This is a genomic window from Clostridium thailandense (assembly GCF_019207025.1).
Classification (GTDB): Bacteria; Bacillota; Clostridia; order Clostridiales; family Clostridiaceae; genus Clostridium_AM; species Clostridium_AM thailandense.
The window spans coordinates 24,305-46,698 of the sequence record NZ_JAEEGC010000061.1 but is presented as its reverse complement, the minus strand read 5'-3'; the positions used below and the strand labels follow the sequence as shown (position 1 = coordinate 46,698).

General features: G+C 32.4%; 21 protein-coding genes and 1 pseudogene. 4 read left to right on the top strand and 18 right to left on the bottom strand.

Annotated elements, in window-relative coordinates; genetic code table 11:
* Positions 1–263: 263 nt before the first annotated feature.
* The 3 genes and pseudogenes from I6U48_RS13790 to I6U48_RS13780 all read right to left on the bottom strand — a co-directional run bounded on the left by I6U48_RS13790 (position 264) and on the right by I6U48_RS13780 (position 2,281).
* Complete coding sequence (locus I6U48_RS13790; protein WP_218321044.1) at positions 264–998, bottom strand: MBL fold metallo-hydrolase; 735 nt, start codon at positions 996–998, stop codon at positions 264–266.
* A 508-nt stretch (positions 999–1,506) separates the two neighbouring features.
* Positions 1,507–1,701 (bottom strand): annotated as a pseudogene (locus I6U48_RS29715) (VOC family protein); the annotation flags it as partial.
* A gap of 76 nt (positions 1,702–1,777) precedes the next feature.
* On the bottom strand, positions 1,778–2,281 hold the full coding sequence (locus I6U48_RS13780; RefSeq protein WP_218321043.1) for an Rrf2 family transcriptional regulator: 504 nt from the start codon (positions 2,279–2,281) through the stop codon (positions 1,778–1,780).
* Positions 2,282–2,502: 221 nt separating this feature from the next.
* Between I6U48_RS13780 and I6U48_RS13775 the strand changes: the two genes are divergently transcribed.
* Positions 2,503–2,874 carry a pyridoxamine 5'-phosphate oxidase family protein gene (locus tag I6U48_RS13775; RefSeq protein ID WP_218321042.1) on the top strand — a complete coding sequence of 124 codons (372 nt, stop codon included), beginning with the start codon at positions 2,503–2,505 and terminating at the stop codon, positions 2,872–2,874.
* A gap of 216 nt (positions 2,875–3,090) precedes the next feature.
* On the opposite strand, the gene I6U48_RS13770 is transcribed toward I6U48_RS13775, so the two are convergent.
* From I6U48_RS13770 to I6U48_RS13740, 8 genes are all read right to left on the bottom strand, one after another.
* Complete coding sequence (locus I6U48_RS13770) at positions 3,091–6,399, bottom strand: ATP-binding protein (protein ID WP_218321041.1); 3,309 nt, start codon at positions 6,397–6,399, stop codon at positions 3,091–3,093.
* Positions 6,400–6,561: 162 nt separating this feature from the next.
* On the bottom strand, positions 6,562–7,188 hold the full coding sequence (locus I6U48_RS13765) for a class I SAM-dependent methyltransferase (protein WP_218321040.1): 627 nt from the start codon (positions 7,186–7,188) through the stop codon (positions 6,562–6,564).
* A 137-nt stretch (positions 7,189–7,325) separates the two neighbouring features.
* Positions 7,326–7,736, bottom strand: coding sequence for an RrF2 family transcriptional regulator (locus I6U48_RS13760; protein ID WP_218321039.1), 411 nt, complete (start codon positions 7,734–7,736; stop codon positions 7,326–7,328).
* Positions 7,737–7,838: 102 nt separating this feature from the next.
* A complete protein-coding gene (locus tag I6U48_RS13755; RefSeq protein WP_218321038.1) occupies positions 7,839–8,483 on the bottom strand; it encodes a DUF1638 domain-containing protein in 645 nt (214 codons plus the stop codon).
* A 206-nt stretch (positions 8,484–8,689) separates the two neighbouring features.
* The gene (locus tag I6U48_RS13750; protein WP_218321037.1) at positions 8,690–9,499 is read right to left on the bottom strand and encodes a methyltetrahydrofolate cobalamin methyltransferase; all 810 of its coding nucleotides are present in this window, start codon (positions 9,497–9,499) and stop codon (positions 8,690–8,692) included.
* Positions 9,496–10,131, bottom strand: a complete 636-nt coding sequence (locus I6U48_RS13745; protein ID WP_218321036.1) for a cobalamin B12-binding domain-containing protein — start codon at positions 10,129–10,131, stop codon at positions 9,496–9,498. Before I6U48_RS13745 ends, I6U48_RS13750 begins: the two co-directional genes overlap by 4 nt.
* A 111-nt stretch (positions 10,132–10,242) precedes the next feature.
* Positions 10,243–10,371, bottom strand: coding sequence for a hypothetical protein (locus tag I6U48_RS30115; RefSeq protein WP_281421822.1), 129 nt, complete (start codon positions 10,369–10,371; stop codon positions 10,243–10,245).
* Between the two features lie 11 nt (positions 10,372–10,382).
* Positions 10,383–11,552, bottom strand: a complete 1,170-nt coding sequence (locus I6U48_RS13740; RefSeq protein WP_218321035.1) for a uroporphyrinogen decarboxylase family protein — start codon at positions 11,550–11,552, stop codon at positions 10,383–10,385.
* A gap of 223 nt (positions 11,553–11,775) precedes the next feature.
* Here I6U48_RS13740 and I6U48_RS13735 point away from each other — a divergent pair, with 223 nt between their 5' ends.
* Positions 11,776–12,384, top strand: coding sequence for a TetR/AcrR family transcriptional regulator (locus tag I6U48_RS13735; protein WP_218321034.1), 609 nt, complete (start codon positions 11,776–11,778; stop codon positions 12,382–12,384).
* A 112-nt stretch (positions 12,385–12,496) separates the two neighbouring features.
* On the opposite strand, the gene I6U48_RS13730 is transcribed toward I6U48_RS13735, so the two are convergent.
* Positions 12,497–13,063 carry a GNAT family N-acetyltransferase gene (locus I6U48_RS13730; RefSeq protein ID WP_218321033.1) on the bottom strand — a complete coding sequence of 189 codons (567 nt, stop codon included), beginning with the start codon at positions 13,061–13,063 and terminating at the stop codon, positions 12,497–12,499.
* A 156-nt stretch (positions 13,064–13,219) separates the two neighbouring features.
* Here I6U48_RS13730 and I6U48_RS13725 point away from each other — a divergent pair, with 156 nt between their 5' ends.
* Positions 13,220–14,107 (top strand): LysR family transcriptional regulator, encoded by an 888-nt coding sequence (locus tag I6U48_RS13725; RefSeq protein WP_218321032.1) that lies wholly within the window; start codon positions 13,220–13,222, stop codon positions 14,105–14,107.
* 98 nt (positions 14,108–14,205) lie between these two features.
* Here I6U48_RS13725 and fucO read toward each other — a convergent pair whose 3' ends face one another.
* From fucO to I6U48_RS13705, 4 genes are read right to left on the bottom strand one after another with little or no spacing between them, the layout of a single operon-like run.
* Complete coding sequence (fucO, locus tag I6U48_RS13720; protein WP_218321031.1) at positions 14,206–15,360, bottom strand: lactaldehyde reductase; 1,155 nt, start codon at positions 15,358–15,360, stop codon at positions 14,206–14,208.
* 55 nt (positions 15,361–15,415) lie between these two features.
* Positions 15,416–16,102 (bottom strand): class II aldolase/adducin family protein, encoded by a 687-nt coding sequence (locus tag I6U48_RS13715; RefSeq protein ID WP_218321030.1) that lies wholly within the window; start codon positions 16,100–16,102, stop codon positions 15,416–15,418.
* A 26-nt stretch (positions 16,103–16,128) separates the two neighbouring features.
* A complete protein-coding gene (locus tag I6U48_RS13710) occupies positions 16,129–17,679 on the bottom strand; it encodes an FGGY-family carbohydrate kinase (protein WP_218321029.1) in 1,551 nt (516 codons plus the stop codon).
* Positions 17,680–17,699: 20 nt separating this feature from the next.
* The gene (locus tag I6U48_RS13705) at positions 17,700–19,493 is read right to left on the bottom strand and encodes an L-fucose isomerase (protein ID WP_218321028.1); all 1,794 of its coding nucleotides are present in this window, start codon (positions 19,491–19,493) and stop codon (positions 17,700–17,702) included.
* Between the two features lie 183 nt (positions 19,494–19,676).
* Between I6U48_RS13705 and I6U48_RS13700 the strand changes: the two genes are divergently transcribed.
* A complete protein-coding gene (locus tag I6U48_RS13700; protein WP_218321027.1) occupies positions 19,677–20,585 on the top strand; it encodes an AraC family transcriptional regulator in 909 nt (302 codons plus the stop codon).
* Between the two features lie 356 nt (positions 20,586–20,941).
* Here the strand turns inward: I6U48_RS13700 and I6U48_RS13695 are convergent, their stop codons facing one another.
* A complete protein-coding gene (locus I6U48_RS13695; RefSeq protein ID WP_218321026.1) occupies positions 20,942–22,030 on the bottom strand; it encodes a methyl-accepting chemotaxis protein in 1,089 nt (362 codons plus the stop codon).
* Between the two features lie 30 nt (positions 22,031–22,060).
* Positions 22,061–22,384: an L-rhamnose mutarotase gene (locus I6U48_RS13690; protein ID WP_218321025.1), complete on the bottom strand. Its 324-nt coding sequence runs from the start codon at positions 22,382–22,384 to the stop codon at positions 22,061–22,063.
* Positions 22,385–22,394 lie beyond the last annotated feature (10 nt).

Sequence of the window (22,394 nt, the reverse complement as noted above, 5' to 3'; positions counted from 1 at the left end):
CGAAGTCTGGTAACATATCTCGCAGAATAAGTCTACTTTCTGCCATACTTACCTAAGTGCGACAGCCCCTTTTAATACGTTTTATAAGAAAAATATGAACTAACTTAGTCATATTTCCAAAAGGTTTCATCTGGATAAATAGATTTTAGATCTTGCCCAAATTTATTCATAAATTTTATATCCTTTATTCTTAAAATTTCACTATTTTTTTATAAATTTAAGAAGATTATTCTCTTTTCTTAAAAACTAAATTGTGATAATAATTAATCATTGTCTATACAAATTTTATTATGTTGTAATTTTAAATACTCAATAATCTCAGTTTTATTTATAGGTGATGAGTGTCCTGAAAAACAAAGATTAAACTCTAAATTATTTAGCATATATATAAAACTCTCTAATTTAACTGGATCATATTTGCAATTATTATAATAGTCCATTCCATAAGCATCTCCTATAAATACTACTTTTTCTTCAGGTACATAAACTATTACTGAATCCTCAGAATGAGGCGAAATAACATTCTTTAAAATAACTGTTACTCCCCCTAAGTCTATTTTTAAATTGTTTTTAAATACTATATCCGCAGTTATAACTTTTATATCTTGAAATGCTTTATATTCTTTACGAATATTAGTATCCGCAAATTCAATATCTTCCCCGGTTAAAAGACGCTTTTTCATTGCTTCATCTGTCCATTGCCATTCAGACATAACCTTTAATTGTTCATTAGTTATTTCACATGCTATTGTTTTTCCTGTAACTGCATGCATCCCATAACTATGATCCCAATGCCAATGAGTAATTGCAACATAGTCTGGTAATTTTAAATTTAATTTTTCTATAGAATCATTGAATTTTTCAACATGATTTTTTGAATTTCCTGCATCTACCATCAAAGAATACTTATCTCCTTTAATGTATCCAAGCACTGGTCTATCCGTTTCTTTGTTGTTTATAAGATAATAAATCCTTTCTGTAACTTTTGTTAAAGCCATAAAATTTCCTACCTTTCTTAGTACAAAATTAAAAATCCCCATAGGCAAACAATATCGTCTACGGGGATTTCATTTATATAAAAGTCTTTTATTATATTTAAATTAAATCTAATACAAAACATATGTTACTGATACTTTAGCTTAATAAAAATAAGCATATATAGTACTATATGTGTATTTAAAGTTATTTTATTATTATAAAAGAGGTTAATAGACGATATTGCTCTTAAAATGCACCTTAGTTAAAATTCAACAATAGAACTTTAAAGCATCTTAAACTATTTAATTTTAATAGTTTAGTTAAGAACAACCAGAATCATCCCTTTGAATCTCCTTTTCAATAAAAAAATTACCCTTAAAGTATATAGCATAGTATTTTTTCTGTCAACATTTTTTGTCTTTAAATAATATACACAGTTAAGAAAATATTATTAAATATACTTCTTCTTAGCTATGAAACATAACTCTATATCATTAACCAATTCAAATTTATCAAAATCTCATTAATTTATTCTAGACCTAAAACTTCTATTAAAGAAATCGATGGATTAAATGTAAAATACGGCCCTGCACTGATTGCTGAAAATCCAAGATTAGCAAGTTGAAAGTCAATGAGTTCTTCATCGCCCGATGGGGTATCTGGAATCGTAACGACGTTAATAATTCTCGAATTCTCGAACAAACTGATGTACCATTTGGCTGCCTGAGCAGCTTCTTAATCAAACCATAAATGTGGAATTATCTTTTGTACAATATAGCCTCCTTCTTTTTTTACAATTCTACTTTCTTTTATTACTAAACCATTCAATTGTTGCTTTTTCCACCTCTTTTGGAAGCTTTTTATTATATACCTCATTATATAACCATGCTAATGTCTTATTATTTAAATATTTTCTCATTTCATCTTCTGCTTCTAACATTACAACTTTTATTAAACAAGGACATTTAGTATGTGTATCTGGTAAATTATCTTTATCTAATAATATATTATTTTGCCTAATTTCTGCACATTGAAAAAATGGTTCACTTCCTTCTACTGCTTCAACAACATCCCAAAACGTTATTTCTTCTGCACTACGAGCTAATGCATAACCACCTTTTACGCCTGATATAGATTTTATAACTCCTGACTTACTTAATTTTGCATATACTTTTGATAAATAAGTTTCCGGTATACCCTGAAATGTCGCTAAATCCCTTATTCCCACAGATTTGCCTTCTTCTGAATTCACCATATATAATAAGCAATGTAATGCATATTCTACTCCTACTGAAAATTTCATTTTTTCATACTCCTTTGATGTATATAATCTTTTATTAATAATATACTATTATTTATTCTCATTCAAGATAATCATACAACTATAGATATACTCTTTTACAAAATATTTCTATTGACAAAATGGGGAAGAAATTATATTCTTATTAAAGACAATAATTGTCGTCGATAAATTATATCCATGATACTTTTTATCCATAATTTAAGCGAAAGAGGGCATGAAAAATGTTTACGGAAAAATTTTTTGAGGTATTAAATCATGAAGGAGTAGTTTCTATTGTAACTTGTGCAAATAATGAAGCTCATGTGGTTAATACCTGGAACAGTTATTTAATTATTACAGAAGAAAATAAAATCTTAATTCCTGCAGCTGCTATGATTAAAACAGAAAAAAATACTAATGCTAACCCTAAAGTTAAATTGACTCTTGGTAGTAAGGAAGTAATGGGCTTCAAATATCCCGGAACTGGATTTTTGCTTGAAGGAACTGCTAAATTCCTAAGAGATGGAGATAACTTTAATATGATGAAAGAAAAGTGTCCATTCCTTACAAGAACATTAGAAGTTACAGTTACCTCTTGCAAACAAACATTATAATCTTTTAAATGTAAGGAGAAAATAATGCCAAGAAAAATCAACAAATCAGATTGTATAGGTTGTGGAATTTTCTAAATTATCTCTTCTTAAACTAGTTTTTATAAGGTCTAGAACTAATCCTAGACCTTATTTTTTATATAAACTAACACTTTATATATCTACTTCAAAACGAAAAAGGTAGGCATAAAAATGTATAACAATCAATTTTATATTTTATTATAGATAAATATCAGAAAACTCTATGTGTGTAGTTTGTACGAGGCGATTGTCACTCATCAAATCTATCATTGGCTTTTCATTTTGCTCCTCTACTATAGTCTCATTAGGAAGTAGAATAGTAAATGCTGTACCTTTACCTACTTTACTCTTAACAGATATGCTTCCACCTAATGCTTCAACAAATCTCTTGACAAGTGATAAACCTATACCCGTACCCTCTGCCTGCCTTGATAATGAACTATCAACCTGTCCAAACCTCTCAAAGACAACCTCTAACTTACCAGGTGGTATCCCTATTCCAGTATCCTTTACCTCAACACATATATTACCTTTCAAAGAACGCAGTTTTACAACAATAGATTTGCCTTCTGAGGTAAACTTAATAGCATTTGATAAGAGATTTAGAATTATCCTCTCGTATTTCTCATCATCAATTCCTATTATTTTCTTTGTAAGTGTAGATAAAAAAGTTACACTTACTCCTTTATGAGAAGCATACTGATATACAGATTCAGTGATTGCTTTAGTTAAAAAAACTATATCAATATTTTTCTTATTTATCTTTATGCGTCCTGAATTGGCACGAATTATATCAAGAAGATTGTTTACAAGTCTTAATTGCCTGTTAGTATTCTGTTTTATAGTATGCATGTACTCTTTAACTTTATCTGTCATCTGTTCTGCATATACAAAATTTAAAGTCTGGATGGCTGTATTTATTACATTAAGAGGCGTCCTGAACTCATGAGATATAAGAGATAAAAACTCATCCTTCATTTCCATTGCTTTTTCAAGAGCCTCATTCTTTTCACGTTCTGCTTTAAGTAATTTATCCTGTGTTTCCCTTAAAGTTTGCTGACTTTTCATAAATTCTGTTATATTACGACCACTGATAACCCCATAAAGGAAGTTTCCTTTTTCATCAAAGATTGGTATTCCACTTATAATGGCGTAAAACTTCTGTCCATCTAATTTAAGGACTACAATCTTATCTTTTACAACTTCCCCATTCTTTACACGGTAATTAGGATGATCTTCCAAAGGAATTTCCTTTCCTTCTAAATCAAAAAATTCAGCAATCTTATAGCTATCACCTATTTTATCAAATGAAGTTGAAAAACATTCTTTAGCTTTTTTGTTTATAATTATGTATTTACTATCCTTATCAAATACAAACAGAGCTTCCTGCATGTTGTCTAGTATAACTTGCAACTGTTCATTTTGCCGTTTTAACTTTTCTTCATATTCTATAATTTTAGAAATATCCCGTGAGCATAATATTCCCATTGCCAATTTGTTATTAGCATCATAAATTGGAGTTCCACTTACACTAATATGCAATATTTTATCAGGTAGCTTTACATTCATATACATACCTGTGAATTTTTCCCCACGCTTAATTCTGTTAGCAGGAATATGTTCAAGTGGTATTATATTGCCTTCTGCATCAAAATTTTCAGATTGATAAAAACCATCACAGGGTTTTTCCATATAACTATAAGAAGGAAAGAACATTTGCCGTGCAGCCTTATTAAACAATATATACTTATCATTACTATCAAAAATGGATAATCCATCAGACATATTTTCAATTATAGCCTGAAGCTGTTCTTTTTGTTCATTTATAATCTGATTTTGTTTAGTTAATTCTTCCTCCATTTTCTTACGTTTAGTAATATCCTCAATAAGGCAGGCGAACTGCTTCAGCTTAGGTGAAAAAGCTTTAATTAATAAGTGGCGTTTTAGGCCTTCGGAGTATCCTTCAAAGGTAGTTGCCTCGCCTGTCATGGCTACTTTACCAAATATATCAATCCATGGACTTTGAGTTAACAGAACCTCTCGTCTTGTCCTGCCAACGATTAATTCACGCTTTAGGCCAATAGCTGTATCAAGGGCAGCATTAGCTGCTAAATGAAGATAATCTATTGGTTTTCCTGATTCATCACAAATAATTTCAGCAAGAAAGAAGCCTTTGTTCATATGTTCAAATAGTGCACGGTACTTCTCTTCACTCTCACGTAACTTTTCTTCAGCCTGCCTTTGCTCGATTAGGTCAGCTGCCTGCCTTGCTAGCACATCTAAAAGCCTTAATTCACGTCCTGAAGGCTTATGAGCTTCTTTCCAATGGTTAGATAACACCCCTATAATTCTGCCATTTCGTGAGCACAAGGGTGTGGACTGTATGGAATTAATTCCTATTTTCAGATATACATCAAGGTCTTCTGTATTCTGCATGAATTCGCACTCCTTCACATTAGGTACGATGATACGATAACCTGCTCTCAAAGTCTCACAGCCAGTAGTGCGTGCAGATTTAACATCCAACCATTCCCACAGTTTTACAGCCTCTAGTTCAAATCCACGATAGGCTAACATTTGAAGTTTATCACTGCTATTACCATGTCCAGGATATACGATCTGTATAGTCGCATATTGTGAATGCATAATTTGCATTGCTGCATCAATGATTTTCTCATACAATATCTTAATATTATCTTCGCGAAAAAGCTCCATGCTTACACTTTGCAAAAGTTTGGTATCCGATATTTCTAATTCAAGTAGTTTTTTCTGCCGTTCTATTATCTTTTTCTGTTCTTCCACTTTTTTTCTTGATAAAACTTTCTCGGTTACATTTTCGAATATTGATATTACTAATTTTACTTCACCATTTTCAATAATAGGTATAATAGTATTGTCATTATATATATTTTTCCACTTTCCAGTTAACCCTTTTATCTCCTTACCATAAAAGATTTCACCGCTCTTTATTATATTCTCCCATATATCTCGTCCCCAAGTGTTGTTATCATTCCAGTTAACTAGTTTATATAAAGTATTACCTATAGCAACCTCTTTTCTATTATATGGTTCATCAAATACATCTAAATAACACTGATTTGCTTTAATAAGAGTCAAGTCAGGAGAAGTATAGATACCTATACCCACGTGACCATCTGACAGAAGCTTATTAATAGCAAATAGTTTACTTTCAAGCCTTGAATTAGGCTTTTCCTCAAAAAAATACATTTGTCTGCCCATATCTTCTACTACCTTAATATAAACAAATCTGACTTCAAGGGATTTTGTAAATATAAAATAGTCCACCTGTTTATTAATATTTTCAGTATTGAAGTCAGGACCGACTCTTAACGTTCTAAATATTTTTGTAATAGTTTTGTTTAAAAGCTCATTAATAGAATATTCAGTCATATCGGCAAATGACTGACTGACTTCTGTAACAATATCATTGGTTACCACTATAGATACCTGTTCATCAATATCGTCTAAGGAATTATAAAGTTCCATGATAATACCCCCCAAACCGTAATCATTTTCATTTGTGTTATATATATATTATCTTACCATGATATTTCATAAATTTCCATTTCTCATTTACAATAATTGACAAACTGTTTAATATATTATGATATTTTTTTGAAATGTCTTAATTTTTTGTACATTTAGTAATTATTCTTTTTTACATTTTATAATTGTAAATTTCAACAGGGGTTTATTTTTCTTATCTTTACTAGGCTCATCAATTTCCGAAAATTCTTCTAAACCATAATTCCCAAATTCTTGTTTTAATGAATCAGTATCATAAAAAAACAATTTTGCTCCTTCTTTTGTCTGAAATCTATCTTTGCTCAATTCTTTTCCTTTTCCAAACATTGGGGTCTTCTTCGAAATAGCTGTAAAAATCATATATCCTTTAGGTTTTAGCTGATTATAGCAATCTTTAATTAATTTTTTCCTTTCTTTATCATCCAACAAATGAATAAGTGCAAAGCAAAATATGCCATCATAAAGTTTATTATCAAAAGGCATATCAGTTACTGAACCATGATATATAGGAATCTTAAGCCCGTTTTGTCTTGCCAAATCAATGGCTGTTTTTGATATCTCAATACCTGTTACATTGATTCCATTATCTAGAAACACCTTTGCATTTCTGCCGTACCCAATACCCGGAATTAATAATTCCTTAACTTCCTTCTCAAGGAAAAAATCTTTTGCCAAGATTGCGGAGTCTGCAGGTTCAAGTCCCCACATCATTTGTTTTTCTACAAAACTTGATTCCCAAAATTCTGTCATAATATATCTCTCCTTTTCTATTTAATACATATATTACAGATATTTAATATCTGTAATTAAAATACAAAAAACTATATAATAAGATTTGATTGGACTGTCGAACTAAAAAGTTGTATTGCAAAATTTTTTCAGTGTGACTAACCCATTTCATTGATTTTTGTATTTTGGACTAATTCATAAAGCTTTTTATTCTGCAGATATGTTTCCATCACAATTTCTGCTTCTTTCATTACTTTGAAAATACTACACTCATCTTCTCCTTCATGGAGTTCACAGTTAAATAGTGCTCCAGCGCCTTCAGTTGCCCTGATCACATCCATAAATGAGATGTCCTCTTTCTTTTTACGTAAAATATAACCACCCTTTACACCAGGAGTTGACTGAATTAAGCCTGCCTTTACCAACTGCGTTAAAATCTTTGAAAGATAGGTGGCAGATATTTTGAAATGGCTTGCTAGTCTTTGTAAACCCAAGTTATCAGTCTTATCATGTGCAATCATGTAGGAAACGGTGTGTAGTGCATAATTTGTTGCTTTCGAATATTTCAAATTATCCTCTCCTTCAATAGATATTACAGAGTCTATTTATCTATAATTCTACGAATAATAATTACTTTTGTCAATACTACAAAAATAATTATTATGGCTATTTTACAAAATTCTAATCACACTATTTGGCTCACTTATCAGGAAATTTTCGTCATATGGGCCAGTCAATAATTTTTCTAACCATGCTGTTGTTCCGCTGCAAGCTTCTGGCTTAAGTTCCAAATCTGCAGAAACCTTTTTACAAATTTCAAAGAAAGCTGCAGCGTCATAAGTACCAGTTTCAATGGCCATAATCCTTTCATAGTTTTTAAACATAACCTGCATAATACGTTTAGCACGTTTTTCTCCATATTTATTCAAAGCATGCTTGTATTCATTCCAAATGTTAGCCTCATCTTTTAACCAGCTAGGGGTTAGGAAATAAGTGCCTTTTTCTCCTTCCATATTTTTTCTCCGTTCTGCAGAACCAAGTATCAAGGTAATGCAGTCGTCAGCTTTAGGAATTATTACACAATGACTGCCAGTGTGTAACCCTAAAACGGTATTTCCACAAAATCCAAATGCCATGAGGACAGTTGTATTTTCAGGTAATGCCTTTAAATTCTCTTCCAGAGCATCATGTAACTTTTGTGGAACATTATGAAGTCCAGACTCTACCCAATACACTGGATACTGTACACAAGTTTTTTCCATTGCTAGCTTAACTTCTGGCTCAATAGTACGGCAAGCCAAGATTACCTTTTCCATACTTTCACTCCCTAAATCCAATATTTATTAGCAACAATTAACACAAGTTAAATGTTTTTAGAGGACAAAAGACAATTGACAGAAGACAATGAAAGAAGAAAAGTTACCTTCACTGTCCTCTGTACTCTGTCAATTGTCCTCTAGAAACATATTTATATTTTCTAAACACTACCAATAGTTTTAAATATATACTTTAAAGCTTAATATTATACTTTTACAGGACCAATTTTGCCTTTTCGATAAGCATTGCTATATTTACGACAACAATGGTCTCGTCCTAAAAGTGCTTCAGTTGCAAAAATTGCACCGATAACATCCCTATTAAGTGGATCTGCAATAATAGAATCTAAACCTGCTTCTATAGCTAAGGTGAGAAAATTCATATTTACCAATTTACGTACTGGTAACCCATAGGAAATATTAGATAGTGCAGCAGTCACCTTAACTGTAGGATATTTACTCTTAATCTGTCTAATGGCCTCAAAAAAATTCACTGCCGAATCGTTAACTGCAGATAAAGCTAATACAAGAGGATCTATATGGATTCTACCAGGCTCAATCCCATATTCTGCAGCTTTTTCAATTAATTCAAAGGCAATCTTCACTTTTTTATCTGCTTCATTTGCAATACCACTCTGGTCACAACATAGAGCAACGACTCCCCACTCAGGATTTTCCTTAAGAAGTGGCAGTAACACATCACACTTATCCCCTTCAAGAGAAATAGAATTAATCAATCCTGGCTCCTTCAACTTTGGAAATACCTTTACTAACATATGAGGGTTTGGACTATCGATACAGATAGGTTTTGCAGCTACTTCCTGCACGGTATCAATTAGCCAGCACAAAGCATCATATTCTTCTTCTGGTGCTGTACCTGCACATACATCTAGATAGTCAGCACCTGCTTGTATCTGGTCAAGAGCACGTGCTTTTATAAATTCTGCATCACGATTCTTAATTGCTTCTGCAACTACTGGAATAGCACCATTAATTTTTTCTCCTATGATGATCATGCTTGAGCCCATCCTTTACAAACATTTAAAGTTTTCTGTGGAGAATGAGCCCATTCATCAGCACCAATGTCCGCACAATTTACTTCACTTACAGGATTACCACCAACAAGAATCTTAACATTATTACGGATACCTGCGTTCTTAAATGCTTCAACAGTTGCCTTCATAGAATCTAGCGCCAAGGTCAAGACACCCGAAAGTACTATAATATTAATATTCTGTTCTTTTGCAGTAGCAATGATTTTATCATAAGGAGTATCGATACCAAGGTCAACAACCTCTAATCCTCCTGCTTCTAGAATGCTCTTTACAATATTCTTGCCAATGTCATGAAGATCATCCTTAACGGTGCATATAATTAACTTTCCTAAAGAAGAATCGCTGTTTTTAGCCAGTGCAGGCTTAATTATCTCCATAGCATCAGTCATAACTTCTCCAGCAAAAATTAAATCACCAACAAAATATTCCCCACTCTCAAAGCGCTCACCAACAATGTCCATGCCCTTTTGCATAGCTTCCATTGCAGCCATTGCCTCATTTCCTCCATCTGCCATAAGTTCCTTTAGCATTTCCTTTAGATCATCTTCTTCTAAGTCCCCCATTGCTTGTACAATTTTTTCAGTATCTAACATTTTAACAACCTTCCTCTCCATACTTTAAATGCCTTATTATTAATGAATATTTATGTTCTTTCATTTACCCTACTGCTGTTCTAAAGATTTAGACTTTGTATCTACTCAATATTAAATTGCCACAATCATAAATTTTATTAAGGCCATAAAAGCTTTTTTTGCATTTTCATCAGGAAGAAAATCTAGCTCTTCCTTTTCCAGTTTATCAAGAAGTTCCAAAATAGTTTTATCCTTTTCCATTTTTCATCCTCCTATTTATATATTCCGTATTCATGTACAAACTGATTGACAGCCTTCAAGTTTTCAACGTTTACATCTCCCTTAGAAAGCATCTCCCTAGTTGATGCAAATATATATCCACCTCCAGGTGCACATTCATCTACGACTTTTTTTGCATAATCGATACACTTTTCTTTGGTGCCAACTCTTAGAAGATCCATAGGCATGCCTCCTACAATTGTCATATTGTCACCAATCAACTTTTTAGCTTTAAATACATCATCGCCTTCAAGAATTCCGAGTGCAAAATTTTTAGGAAAACTGTTTAAAAATTCGTACTTATTTTCCCAGTTGCCTTCCAAAAATATGATTAGCTTTCCACCACACTCATACACCTTCCTCCACATTTTCTCATAAGTCGGCCAGAAGAATTTCTCAAATTGTTTTGGATTCATAAAGGTTGGCATATGCATCATTGTTGCATAGAATGGAAATTCAGGTACACTTTTTGTTTCTGGAGTAATTCCCATAAGACCGCTGCAAAAATCAAACAAAGCTTCAACTCCTTCCTGAAGTTCCTTTTGATTTCGTCTCATATCAAGTGATGTTCCTTTAAAGCCTCTGTAATAATCAAAGATAGCATCCATTGGAGGATATACAAAGTTACCTGTGATTACTGGCACACCAAGCTTTTCTTTTAATGTACTTACAAGCTTTGCCTGTGCAGCACCCTTTACTTTCCAATGCTCAACAAGATTTTTTAAAGTTTCATAATTTTCTGAACTGGATTTGTTCAAGTTTGCACATTTTCTAGGCATCAACTTGTTAAAGGTATATCCCATAGGATCACTTATAAGCTCAGGATATTCTTCTGTCTCCATTAAACAGGTTTCATGGTGCTGTACAGTGGTTCCATCATCAGAAATAAAATGACTTTTTGTTCCAAGAATATCTGCAGTTTTAGCATCAAATGCTAATCCAGCTGTGTAGGTAGCATCTGAATATATGTCTTCATGTGGTTTGCAGAAATATTCTATTTCCTTCTCAGGGTTGTCCGCCATTTCCTGTACAGTACCACCAGCATAAGAAATTGCCCATGTTCCAAACATAGACAGCACAGGTACCCTATCTGGCTCCTGGTGGTTAGATGTTGTTACAATTCTTTTTACTTTTTCGTCATAAATCTTTTGCATGTCACTCATTAATTTTTCACCATCCTTCTTTATTCTTTTTTCAAGTTTTATAATCGTTTACACAAAGTTGTTTCGAATTAGTCAATGTTTAAAATTTCACATACACGTGTATGTAATTTATTTTATATTATATTAACATACACATGTATGTTAATCAAGTAGTTCGAAATTTTTTGTAAAATGTTATCATTGTGATATAATATTAAATAAAAAAAGCAAAAGGTATACTAATATGACTGGAACAATAACTAAACGAGCTGAACAGGCCATAAAAACTAAATTAAATATTTTGGAGGTAGCATTTAAGTTAATTGAATCCGAAGGTTACGACAACGTCACTGTGGAGCATATCTGCAGTGCACTTAATCTTTCCAGAGGAGCATTCTATCACTATTTCAAAAGCAAGTCAGATATAATAATCTATAGATACAAACTTGCTGAAGGTGATTATCTGAACCATTATAACAACCATTTGTCTTTGCCTGCTGATAAGCAATTAAGAGCCATGTTCGATTGGTATAATAACTATTTTTCAAAAGATAGGCTTATGGAAACAAAAATTGTCTTGAAAATAGAGCTTGAAAATCAACATGCGAATTTTGCTTCAAATAATACTTTTCAAGTAAATGTCATAACAAATATATTAAAACACGGAATCATTGAAGGTATATTTCCCGCAGATTTGGATGTTAAAAAAGTTTCAAAATTCATTTTTACTAATATATATGGAATAATCTATCAATGGTGTGTCAGCAATGGTAATTTTGACTTTAAAGAAAATTTTGATAGTTTTTACGAAAACTTTTTAAGATCAATTTTAGACTGTTCCAAAAATAAATAATAAAAAAAGGTTTCCTCCTATATATAACTGGAAACCTTTTTTTATCATTTAGGATTTTTTTTCTTTATATATTTCTTAATATCTTGTCAAAAAGAGCTCTATTGATAAGATTTTATTTTATTTTTTGATAGTAAGCATAAATAAACCCATTAAAAACACTATGACTTAGCCTAAAACCATACTTTTCGTATAATTTTCCTACAATCTCGTTACCATTTGCGACATATACCCATAGATCATCTACATCTTCATGGCTGTTAAACCATTCCATGATCATATTTGACAATTGTCTACCTATACTCAAATCTCTATACTCCTCGTCAACATAAAGTAATTTGAAAGTTCCAATTGTTTTCGGTACTTCATAATTTTCCGGATAAAATCCTATGCCCTTCAATTCTGATGCCCAATCGGGTTTTCCATTTAAATTTTCTTCGGTTACACTTCCAATGGTTGCAAAAGCAAAACCTACAGGCCTTTCCCCATCATATGCAACTACCATATGTTTTCTTGAAGTATTAGCATATTCCAGCTTCAATCTGTTATCATAGTTCATGCTTGCCATAATATCTGCACGAGTCTTTGAATTATCTGCTTGAAATTTCATCAACTGATTACATAATCCCTCTAAAAAATCAATATTATCGGTTGTAACTACTTTGTAATTGATATTAACCATAGTACCCTCCTTATAATAGCCTTTAACAATGAATAACTACAAGTAAATATGTTTTTTACATCCTTTAACCTCATTATAACAACATACTTGTAAAAATTAAAATAGTTATATATAATTACATTAATAAGTGCTACTTATGATAAAAAGGAGATAATCATGGAAATAAGAGAAATTTTATACGTTAAAACTGTTGCAGATTTTAAGAATCTTACGAAAGCAGCTGAATATCTGCATATTACTCAACCAAGTTTGTCTCAAAGCATTAAATCCATTGAGGAAAGATTAAAAACGACCTTATTTATAAGGAGTAAAAGAGGTGTAGAACTCACACAAACCGGAGTGAAATTTGTAAGAGATTCGACACCACTTCTAAGTGAATACAATCTTTTTATGTCCAAACTGAAAAATTATTCAGAAAAAACTTTATCCCACTACATTGGTTTGTACAAACTTTCATTTACAACACCTATCAATGATGCCGTTATGAGTTTCATATCAAGCAATAGTAAAGATAGCTATATAATCAAAGTGGACAGCGTAGAAAATCTAGAGATGATGCTACTTTCTAATAATCTGGATCTTGCTATTATAAAATATACACCAATTTCCAAACGTCATTCAAAATTGTCATATGATGTATTATTCAGAGAAGAGCTTTGTGTTCTGATGAGCAAATCCAATCCACTGGCATCATGTAATAAGATTTCTGTAAAAGACCTAGCAGGAAATAAGTTGATAACCAGTGATGTAAATGAATATCCCTATATAATGACACAAGAGGTTATGAAAAATGCAGGAATTGATCTGGAAATCCACACATATATCAACTATTATAACTTGCCGATGATATTTAACCTAGTTGAAAAAGATATGGGTATTACATTCGCAACTAAAGATGTCTGTACACACTTTAATAGAGAAGGAATTACTTATATCCCTCTTACAGAAGACTACTACTATGATATTTGTATCGTCCAAAATGAAGTTGACAAGAGATGTGGAAAAAATAATGAGTTAATAGATTATATTTATGATTTCATATAAAAATTAAAGGAAGTTATCATTAAAAAATTACTATAACTTCCTTTTAATAATCTACATAATTTATTTTTTTATTATGAATATCTTACTTTAAAATATTATTATTTGAAAGCTTTTTTATAAATTGCTAATATCTCTCCTACATTTGTATCTCTTGGGTTACCTGGTGTACAAGCATCCGCCAATGCCGATTCTGCAAGTGCTTGTAAATCTTCTTCTTTAACTCCAATTTTATCTAATGTCTTAGGAATTTCAACATCTTCTGAAAGCTTTTTAACTGCATTAATAGCTGCTTTTCTATATTCCTCTTGAGACATAGAATCCACACTCTGAACTCCCATCGCTCTGGCAATTTCTCTATATTTTTCTCCAGTAGCTTCTGCATTATACTCCATAACATATGGCAATATTACTGCATTAGCAATTCCATGTAGAGTATCATAAAAAGCTCCAAGTGGATGTGCCATTGAGTGAACAATGCCAAGTCCTACATTACTAAAGCCCATACCAGCAACATATTGTCCAAGTGCCATATCTTCTCTTCCTTTAGGTTCATTTGCTACTGCACTTCTTAAAGAACGGGAAATAATTTCAATAGCCTTTAAATGTAATGTATCTGTTAATTCCCAGGCACCTTTTGTAATATATCCTTCAATAGCATGAGTTAAAGCATCCATTCCAGTGGCTGCTGTTAACCCCTTTGGCATTGATGACATCATTTCTGAATCAACAACCGCTATTACTGGAATATCATGTGGATCTACACATACAAATTTACGTTTCTTCTCTTCATCTGTAATTACATAGTTAATTGTAACTTCTGCTGCAGTTCCTGCTGTTGTTGGGATTGCTATTATATCAACACATTTATTTTTAGTTAAAACTGCGCCCTCCAGGCTTCTTACATCTGAAAACTCAGGGTTATTAATAATTATTCCAATAGCCTTTGCAGTATCGATTGATGAGCCTCCACCTATTGCTACTAGATAATCTGCCCCAGCTTGTTTAAATTTTTCTATACCATTTTTTACTACACTTATTGTAGGATTAGCTTTTACATCGTCAAATATTTCAAAAGCTAAGTTATTTGCTTGTAGAAGACCTGTTACTTTAGTTGCTACATTAAACTTAATCAAATCTTTATCAGTTACAACTAATGCTTTTTTATAACCTCTTGTTTTAGCTTCTATAACAATATTTTCAATTGCACCTGCTCCAATATAACTTGTCTCATTTAATACCATTCTGTTTACCATAACAATCAACTCCTTATCTAATAAGATTATATTTTTATGTTGCTATTTTTATGTTCTATTTTTCTTTTCTATAACGCTTGAATCCAGGATGCTTTCCTGTAACTCCATATCCTTTTCTCATGCTAATTAATCTATCAATATTTTCTTTACAAATTTCTTTTTCTCCACCAAGTAAATGTGCTGTCAAGCTAATCTTTGCGTACAATTCTAAAGTTTCCATTCTATAATACGCAGTTATCAAGTCTGAACCTACAGTTAACGCTCCATGATTTTCTAATAGCACGACATCATGCTCTTGAAGGTATGGTGCTATAGCATTGGGAACCTCATAAGTAGATGGTGTTCCATAAGGTGTTACAGGTATTGAACCTATAGCTATAACTGTTTCAATCATGGTATAACGGTCTAAATCTACATGTGCAACTGCATAACCTGTAGCTGTAGGTGGGTGAGCATGTACAACTGCACCTACATCATCTCTTTCTTTGTAGCAGCGCAAATGCATCTTAATTTCTGAGGATGGTTTATATCCTTCTAGTCCATCTAGTATTTCACCATTTTCATCGATGTGAACTAATTTTTCTGGAGTAATAAAGCTTTTACTAATCCCAGTTGGTGTTGCTAAGAATGTACCATCTTCAAGCTTTACCGATACATTCCCATCATTTGCTGCCACCCATCCTAGCTGCCACATTTTGTGGCACACATCACATATTTGCTCTCTTATTTCCATATATTCCATAATAAATGTCCTCCAATGTTTATATCTTAATCTTCAACTACAACACCTTTTTGCAGCATAATATTAGCATAAAGTGCTTTCTCACTTGTTGCTCTAATTGCATAGGCTGTCTTTGCCTCCTTAAATCTTTCATATGCTTCATTCCAAAGAGAAGTGTTTTGTGGGCTATAACGCCTGATATCTGGTGATTTTGCAACAATTTTCTTAGCCTCTTCAAGTGCATCAATAGCTCCTTGGGCTATTAACTGCAGCACTATATTTCCAAATACTGTTGCTTCCACAGGTCCTGCTGTAACCTTACAATTACATGCATCTGCCGTCATCTGACAAAGCAGTTTACTTTGAATGCCTCCGCCCACCATATAAATATTTTCATATTTCCTTTCAGTACATTCTTCTATTTTTTCAAGCTCATATCTATATTTGAGTGCAAGGCTTTCATTAATACATCTAACAATTTCACCCTTTGTCTCTGGAATTTTTTGTGATGTCCTTTTACAATATTCACGAATCCTCTCTGGAATATTACCGGCTGGTACAAATTCAGATGCATCCGGATCAACAAAACATTTAAAAGACTCAGCTGAATCTGCCATTTTCTCTAACTCACTAAATCCAAACTCTTCGCCTTCTTTTATCCATTGTCTTCGGCTTTCTTGAATTAACCATAAACCAATAATATTTTTTAAAAAAGAAGCTTTTCCTCCATATCCACCCTCATTAGTTATGTTATATTTACTGGATTTTTCATTAATCAATGGTTTCTCTAATTCTGTTCCAAACAGTGACCAAGTGCCACAACTAATAAATATAAAATTCTCTTCTTCATTAGGCACAGATACAAGAGCGCTTTGAGTATCGTGACCAGCTACTGCAATTACATCACATTTTTTAATTCCTAACTCGCTGCATACTTCATCTGAAATTTGTCCAATTTTTGTACCCGTAGGAATGATTTCTGTAAATAATTTTTTGGGTATATTTAAAGCTTCTATTGCTTTGTCAGACCACATTCCTTTTTTTGCATCTAACAGCTGAGTAGTAGATGCAATAGAATATTCCGTTGTTTTAATTCCTGTCAGCATATAATTTAACAAATCAGGCATTAACAAAATTTTATCCGCTTTTTCTAACAAATACGATCTCTTTTCAACTAAAGATAGCAATTGAAATGCTGTGTTAATTTCCATGAATTGATTTCCTGTAATATAATAAAATTCATCTTTAGATATCTTCTCGAAACTCTTTTCTAGCATTCCTTTTGTTCTACCATCTCTATAATGAATAGGGTTTTCTACTAAGTCTCCGCATTCATCGATAATTCCAAAATCAACTCCCCAAGTATCGATACCAACGCTGTCAAATCCTCCATGAAACTTTGCTTTTATAAGTCCCTGCTTTATTTCATAAAATAGCCTTAATATATCCCAGTACATAGTTCCATTTACAATAACTGGGTCATTTGAAAATCTATGAATTTCCTCTATCTTAATATTACTTCCATCATATATTCCAAGCATTGCTCTTCCACCGGATGCCCCAAAATCAAAGGCTAATACTCGTTTTTCTTTTTTCATATTTCCACCTACTAAATTTTCTACTTATATAGTGGTCCATAAGTTGCACAAGCTCTATAATCTTGTCCCTCTTTATCTTGTCCAAATGCATTCCAAGCTGCTGGTCTAAATATCTTTTCTTCTGGAACATTGTGCATACATACTGGAATTCTTAAAATAGAAGCTAATGTTATTAAATCTGCACCTATATGTCCATAGCTTATTGCTCCATGATTAGCTCCCCAGTTATTCATAACATCATATGCTGATTTACATGGTCCATCTTTTGTTATTCTTGGTGCAAACCAAGTACAAGGCCATGTATAATCAGTTCTCTTCCATAAAATTTCATTTACTTCTTCTGGAAGTTCTACACTCCATCCTTCTACTAATTGAAGGACTGGTCCTAATCCTTTAACAATATTAAGTCTGGCCATAGTGCAAGGCATAACATCCTTAGTTAAGAATCTTGATGAAAATCCACCACCTCTAAAATACCCTTGGTCTGCTGCATTCCAAGTAGTAGCTTCAAGTATTTTTTTCTGATCCTCTTCTGTTACCTCAAAGAAATGCTTCATTATTGCATTTCCATTTGAATCCTTTGCTTCTCCATTAGCATCTAAACACGCTGCTCCTGAATTAATTAGATGTATAAATCCCCCGGCCTCTTTAGCAGCTCCTTCAATTTCATATCCAGTTGCTTTCTTAACTGCATCTGCACTCCAATAAGTACGAACATCTGCAAATATCTGAGCTCTATTCGTTAACAACTTATTGAATAACATTGTTGTACCATTTAATGTATCATTTTCAGTTGCCAATATATAAGGTTCTCTAGCTCCATTCCAATCAAAGGATGTATTTAGTAAAGCTTCTGCAAAGTCACAATTTGGATAGAAATCTGTCCACTGTCTTTGCCCCTGGAAACCTGCTGCTATAGCATTATGCCCAACTTTTTCTTCTTCACATCCTTTAGGAAGATTTTCATTTCCATTCATTAAATCCTTTATGATGCACATCATCTTAACAACAAATTCCCAATCATTATCTTTTTCTTCTCTAGTCTTTTGTGCTTCTACTGGATTCTTATCAAAACCTTCTTTGCAATATTTCTTTGTCCATGCAAGGGCTTTTTCATATTCATTTTTATCATATATTCCTTCTGTCATTCTTCTTATAATTTCTACTTCATCTACAGACTCAACTCTCATGCCAAGGTACTCTTCAAAGAATTCAGGACTTATTATTGATCCACCAATGCCCATACAAATTGATCCAATCTGCAAATAAGATTTTCCTCTCATAGTAGCTGCCGCAATTGCTGATCTACCAAATCTTAATAGTTTTTCTTTAACATCTTCAGGAATTTCTGTATCATTTGCATCTTGAACATCATGTCCATATATTCCAAAAGCAGGTAATCCTTTTTGTGCGTGGGTTGCAAGTACTGATGCTAAATATACAGCTCCTGGTCTTTCAGTTCCATTGAATCCCCAGACTCCTTTTATTGTCATTTGGTCCATATCCATTGTTTCTGCTCCATAACACCAGCATGGAGTAACTGTAAGAGTAATATCTACTCCTTCTTTTTTAAATTTTGCAGCACAAGCTGCTGACTCAGCAACTCTTCCTATAGTTGTATCTGCTATGACAACCTTTACAGGTTCTCCATTTGAATATCTAAGATTTGATGTAAAAAGATTAGCTGCTGCCTTCGCCATTGCCATGGTTTGCTCTTCCATAGAACCTCTTACGTCTAACATTCCTCTTCTTCCATCAATAGTTGGTCTTATACCTATTACTGGATAATCTCCTATTAATCTGCTCTTTGACATGTTAATATCCTCCCTCATTTTTTTGTTTTCTAAATTACTTTAAAAGTAAATATCTGAAGTATTTCATTTCTAATCTCTTTTTTAATTACAATTTAATTATACGATTTGTAACTTAATCAATACTTGTGTTATAATAGCAAAAAATATAACAATATTCATATTTTTGTTAAGGAGTTTTATAATATGAGATATTCAGATTATAATGAAATAAAACAAAGAGGTACTTTCAATTTTCCAGTAGAATTTCACTATGTAGATAAAATGCATCCTAGGTACATGATGTCGTACCATTGGCACGTAGAATATGAAATAATCCGAATTCTAAAAGGAAGTCTTACTGTTTATTTAAATCAAAAAGAAATTTTAGCAAAAGAAGGAGATATTATTTTTATAAGAGATGGTATTCTACATTCTGCAGTGCCTAAAGATTGTATATATGAATGTGTTGTCTTTAATATGAATTTATTATTAAAGGAAAACTTTTCTGGAACCAAATATATTCAAAACATAATAGATCATAACATAATTGTTAATGACTACTTTCCTAAATCCGATTCAGAACTTAATAGAATTATTTTTTCTTTATTTGAAGCATTAAAGCTCCAAAAAGATAGCTATGAGTTGACTACTTTGGGACTTTTATATCAAATCTTTGGCCTTATGTACAACAATAAATTATATTCAACAGACTTTTTAAAAGACAGTAAAAAAATTATGCAATTAAAAAAGGCCTTAGAAGTAATAGAAGAATCCTATTCTTCTACAATAACCTTAGAGGATTTATCTAAAGTTGTTGGCATGTCTCGAAAATATTTTTGTAAGTTTTTTTACGAAATGACTCATCGTACTCCTATAGATTACTTAAATTACTATAGAATAGAATGCGCTAGCTATCAATTAGCAACTACAAATCTTTCCATAACAGACATTGCATATAATTGTGGTTTTAATGACTTAAGCTATTTTATTAAGTCATTTAAAAAATACAAAGGAATTACACCTAGCAAATATTCAAAACTAGAGAAAACTTACAATGAAAATTGTCATAATACCAATGATGATAGCATCTTTTTACCAAGTTCCGCTTATTAAATTCAATAAAAAATAGGACTTTTGCACTATAGATAACCACGGACGAAAGTAGACTTATACTCCGGTATATGTTTTCAAGCTTCAGCACTATAAAAACTTTTTATCAATCTAAAGCTTAGCATTTTGAAAATCTAAGAACATCTGATAAACTCGTACCTCAAACATATCAGAAGTCCTAAGATTTTCTAAAATACTTCACTAACATTGATTAAAAAGTTTTTATATATGCCTTCAGCTTTGGAAACATATACCTGCGCATAAGTCTACTTTCTGGTGTGTTTATTTATATAGAGAAGAACCACAGAAGGTTAACTCTCTGTAGAATGTCATCATGTCTTAGTTTTTTTAAAGTAAAATCAGATGTTGAAAGAACTGATTGAGTTATTAAGATCCTCTGCCATGCCAGAAAGTAATGCCGCTGAAGAGCTTACTTCTTCTATGCTAGCAAGCTGTTCTTCCACTGTACATCCAACATTCCTACTTACATCTAAACATTGAGTTGCAGAACTTAATATGATTTTACTCATTTCTTCCACAGTTGCTATATTTTCAACCATGTCTTTAATTTCTTTACTTATATTTTTTATCTGTAAATCAACCTTTGAATTTGCCTTCATTATTTCATCAAATGAATTCCGTGCAATTCCAACTATGGATATGCCTTCTTTTACTTCATTCACACCAAGTGTCATACTATCTGATAAAGCTTGAGAATTGTTCCGAATCTCTTTTGAAATCGCTGTTATGGATTTAGCTGCTCTTGCTGAGTCTTCAGCAAGTTTCCTAATCTCGTCAGCTACAACAGTAAAGCCTATTCCATATTCTCCTGCCCTTGCAGCTTCTATTGCAGCATTTAGCGCTAACAAATCAGTTTGAGATGAAATATTGATAATGTGCTCAAGTATCCTTGCTATGTTTGTGGACTCTGCAATCAATTTTTCAGAAACACTTTGAGTCTCGATAATTTTATCTTCAATTACCTTTATTTCATTAACTAATATTTCCATATTTTCATTACCAACATATGCAGCTTTCATGGCAGACTCAGCGGTTTCTAGAACCTTTTGGGCATCTCCATCAATATTTTTATTGTTTTCATATAGCTCACTTACTACGATAACAGTCTTTTCACAAGAATGAGTCTGATCCGTTGCACCTACGGAAACTTGATTTATGCCGGCGGCAATTAATTCAATTGCTTTTGCATTCTGTTCTGAATTTACCATAAGCAAAACGGAAGATTGGGACACTTCTTTGCTGCTTGATGATATTTCTCCTATTAATGCTCTTAAGCTACCCACCATTTTATTAAAGGCATTGGCAAGGACAGATGTTTCATCTTTTGAATAAACTTCAATCTTTTTAACATCAAGATTACCTTCTGAAATTTCATGGGCAAAATTAGCCAACTTTGAAATGGTGTTTGCAATTTTATTGGTTATCATGATGTCCGCCTCCTGGAATTATATGTAGTGTTAATCCATATGGAAAACCTCTTCCATCGATGCCCACCATTCGTCTTCTGTTCTTGTTTCAAGAGGGTTTTGGCAAGGGTCTGTAAGTTTCCACCATTCTTTTGTAGTAGGGTCAGAAGCCATCTTTTTCATATCTTCCTCGTAGTCCATGCCAATATATTCATAGTAGCTAAAAAGATATAAATCTTTATAGTATATTGAATAATTACGTATATTACATTCTTTTATCATGGCCAGTATTTCTGGCCAGACTGCACTATGAAGTTCTTTATATCTTTCAACCATGTTAGGATGCAGTTTTATAACCGAACCGTATCTTTTCATGCTATCACCT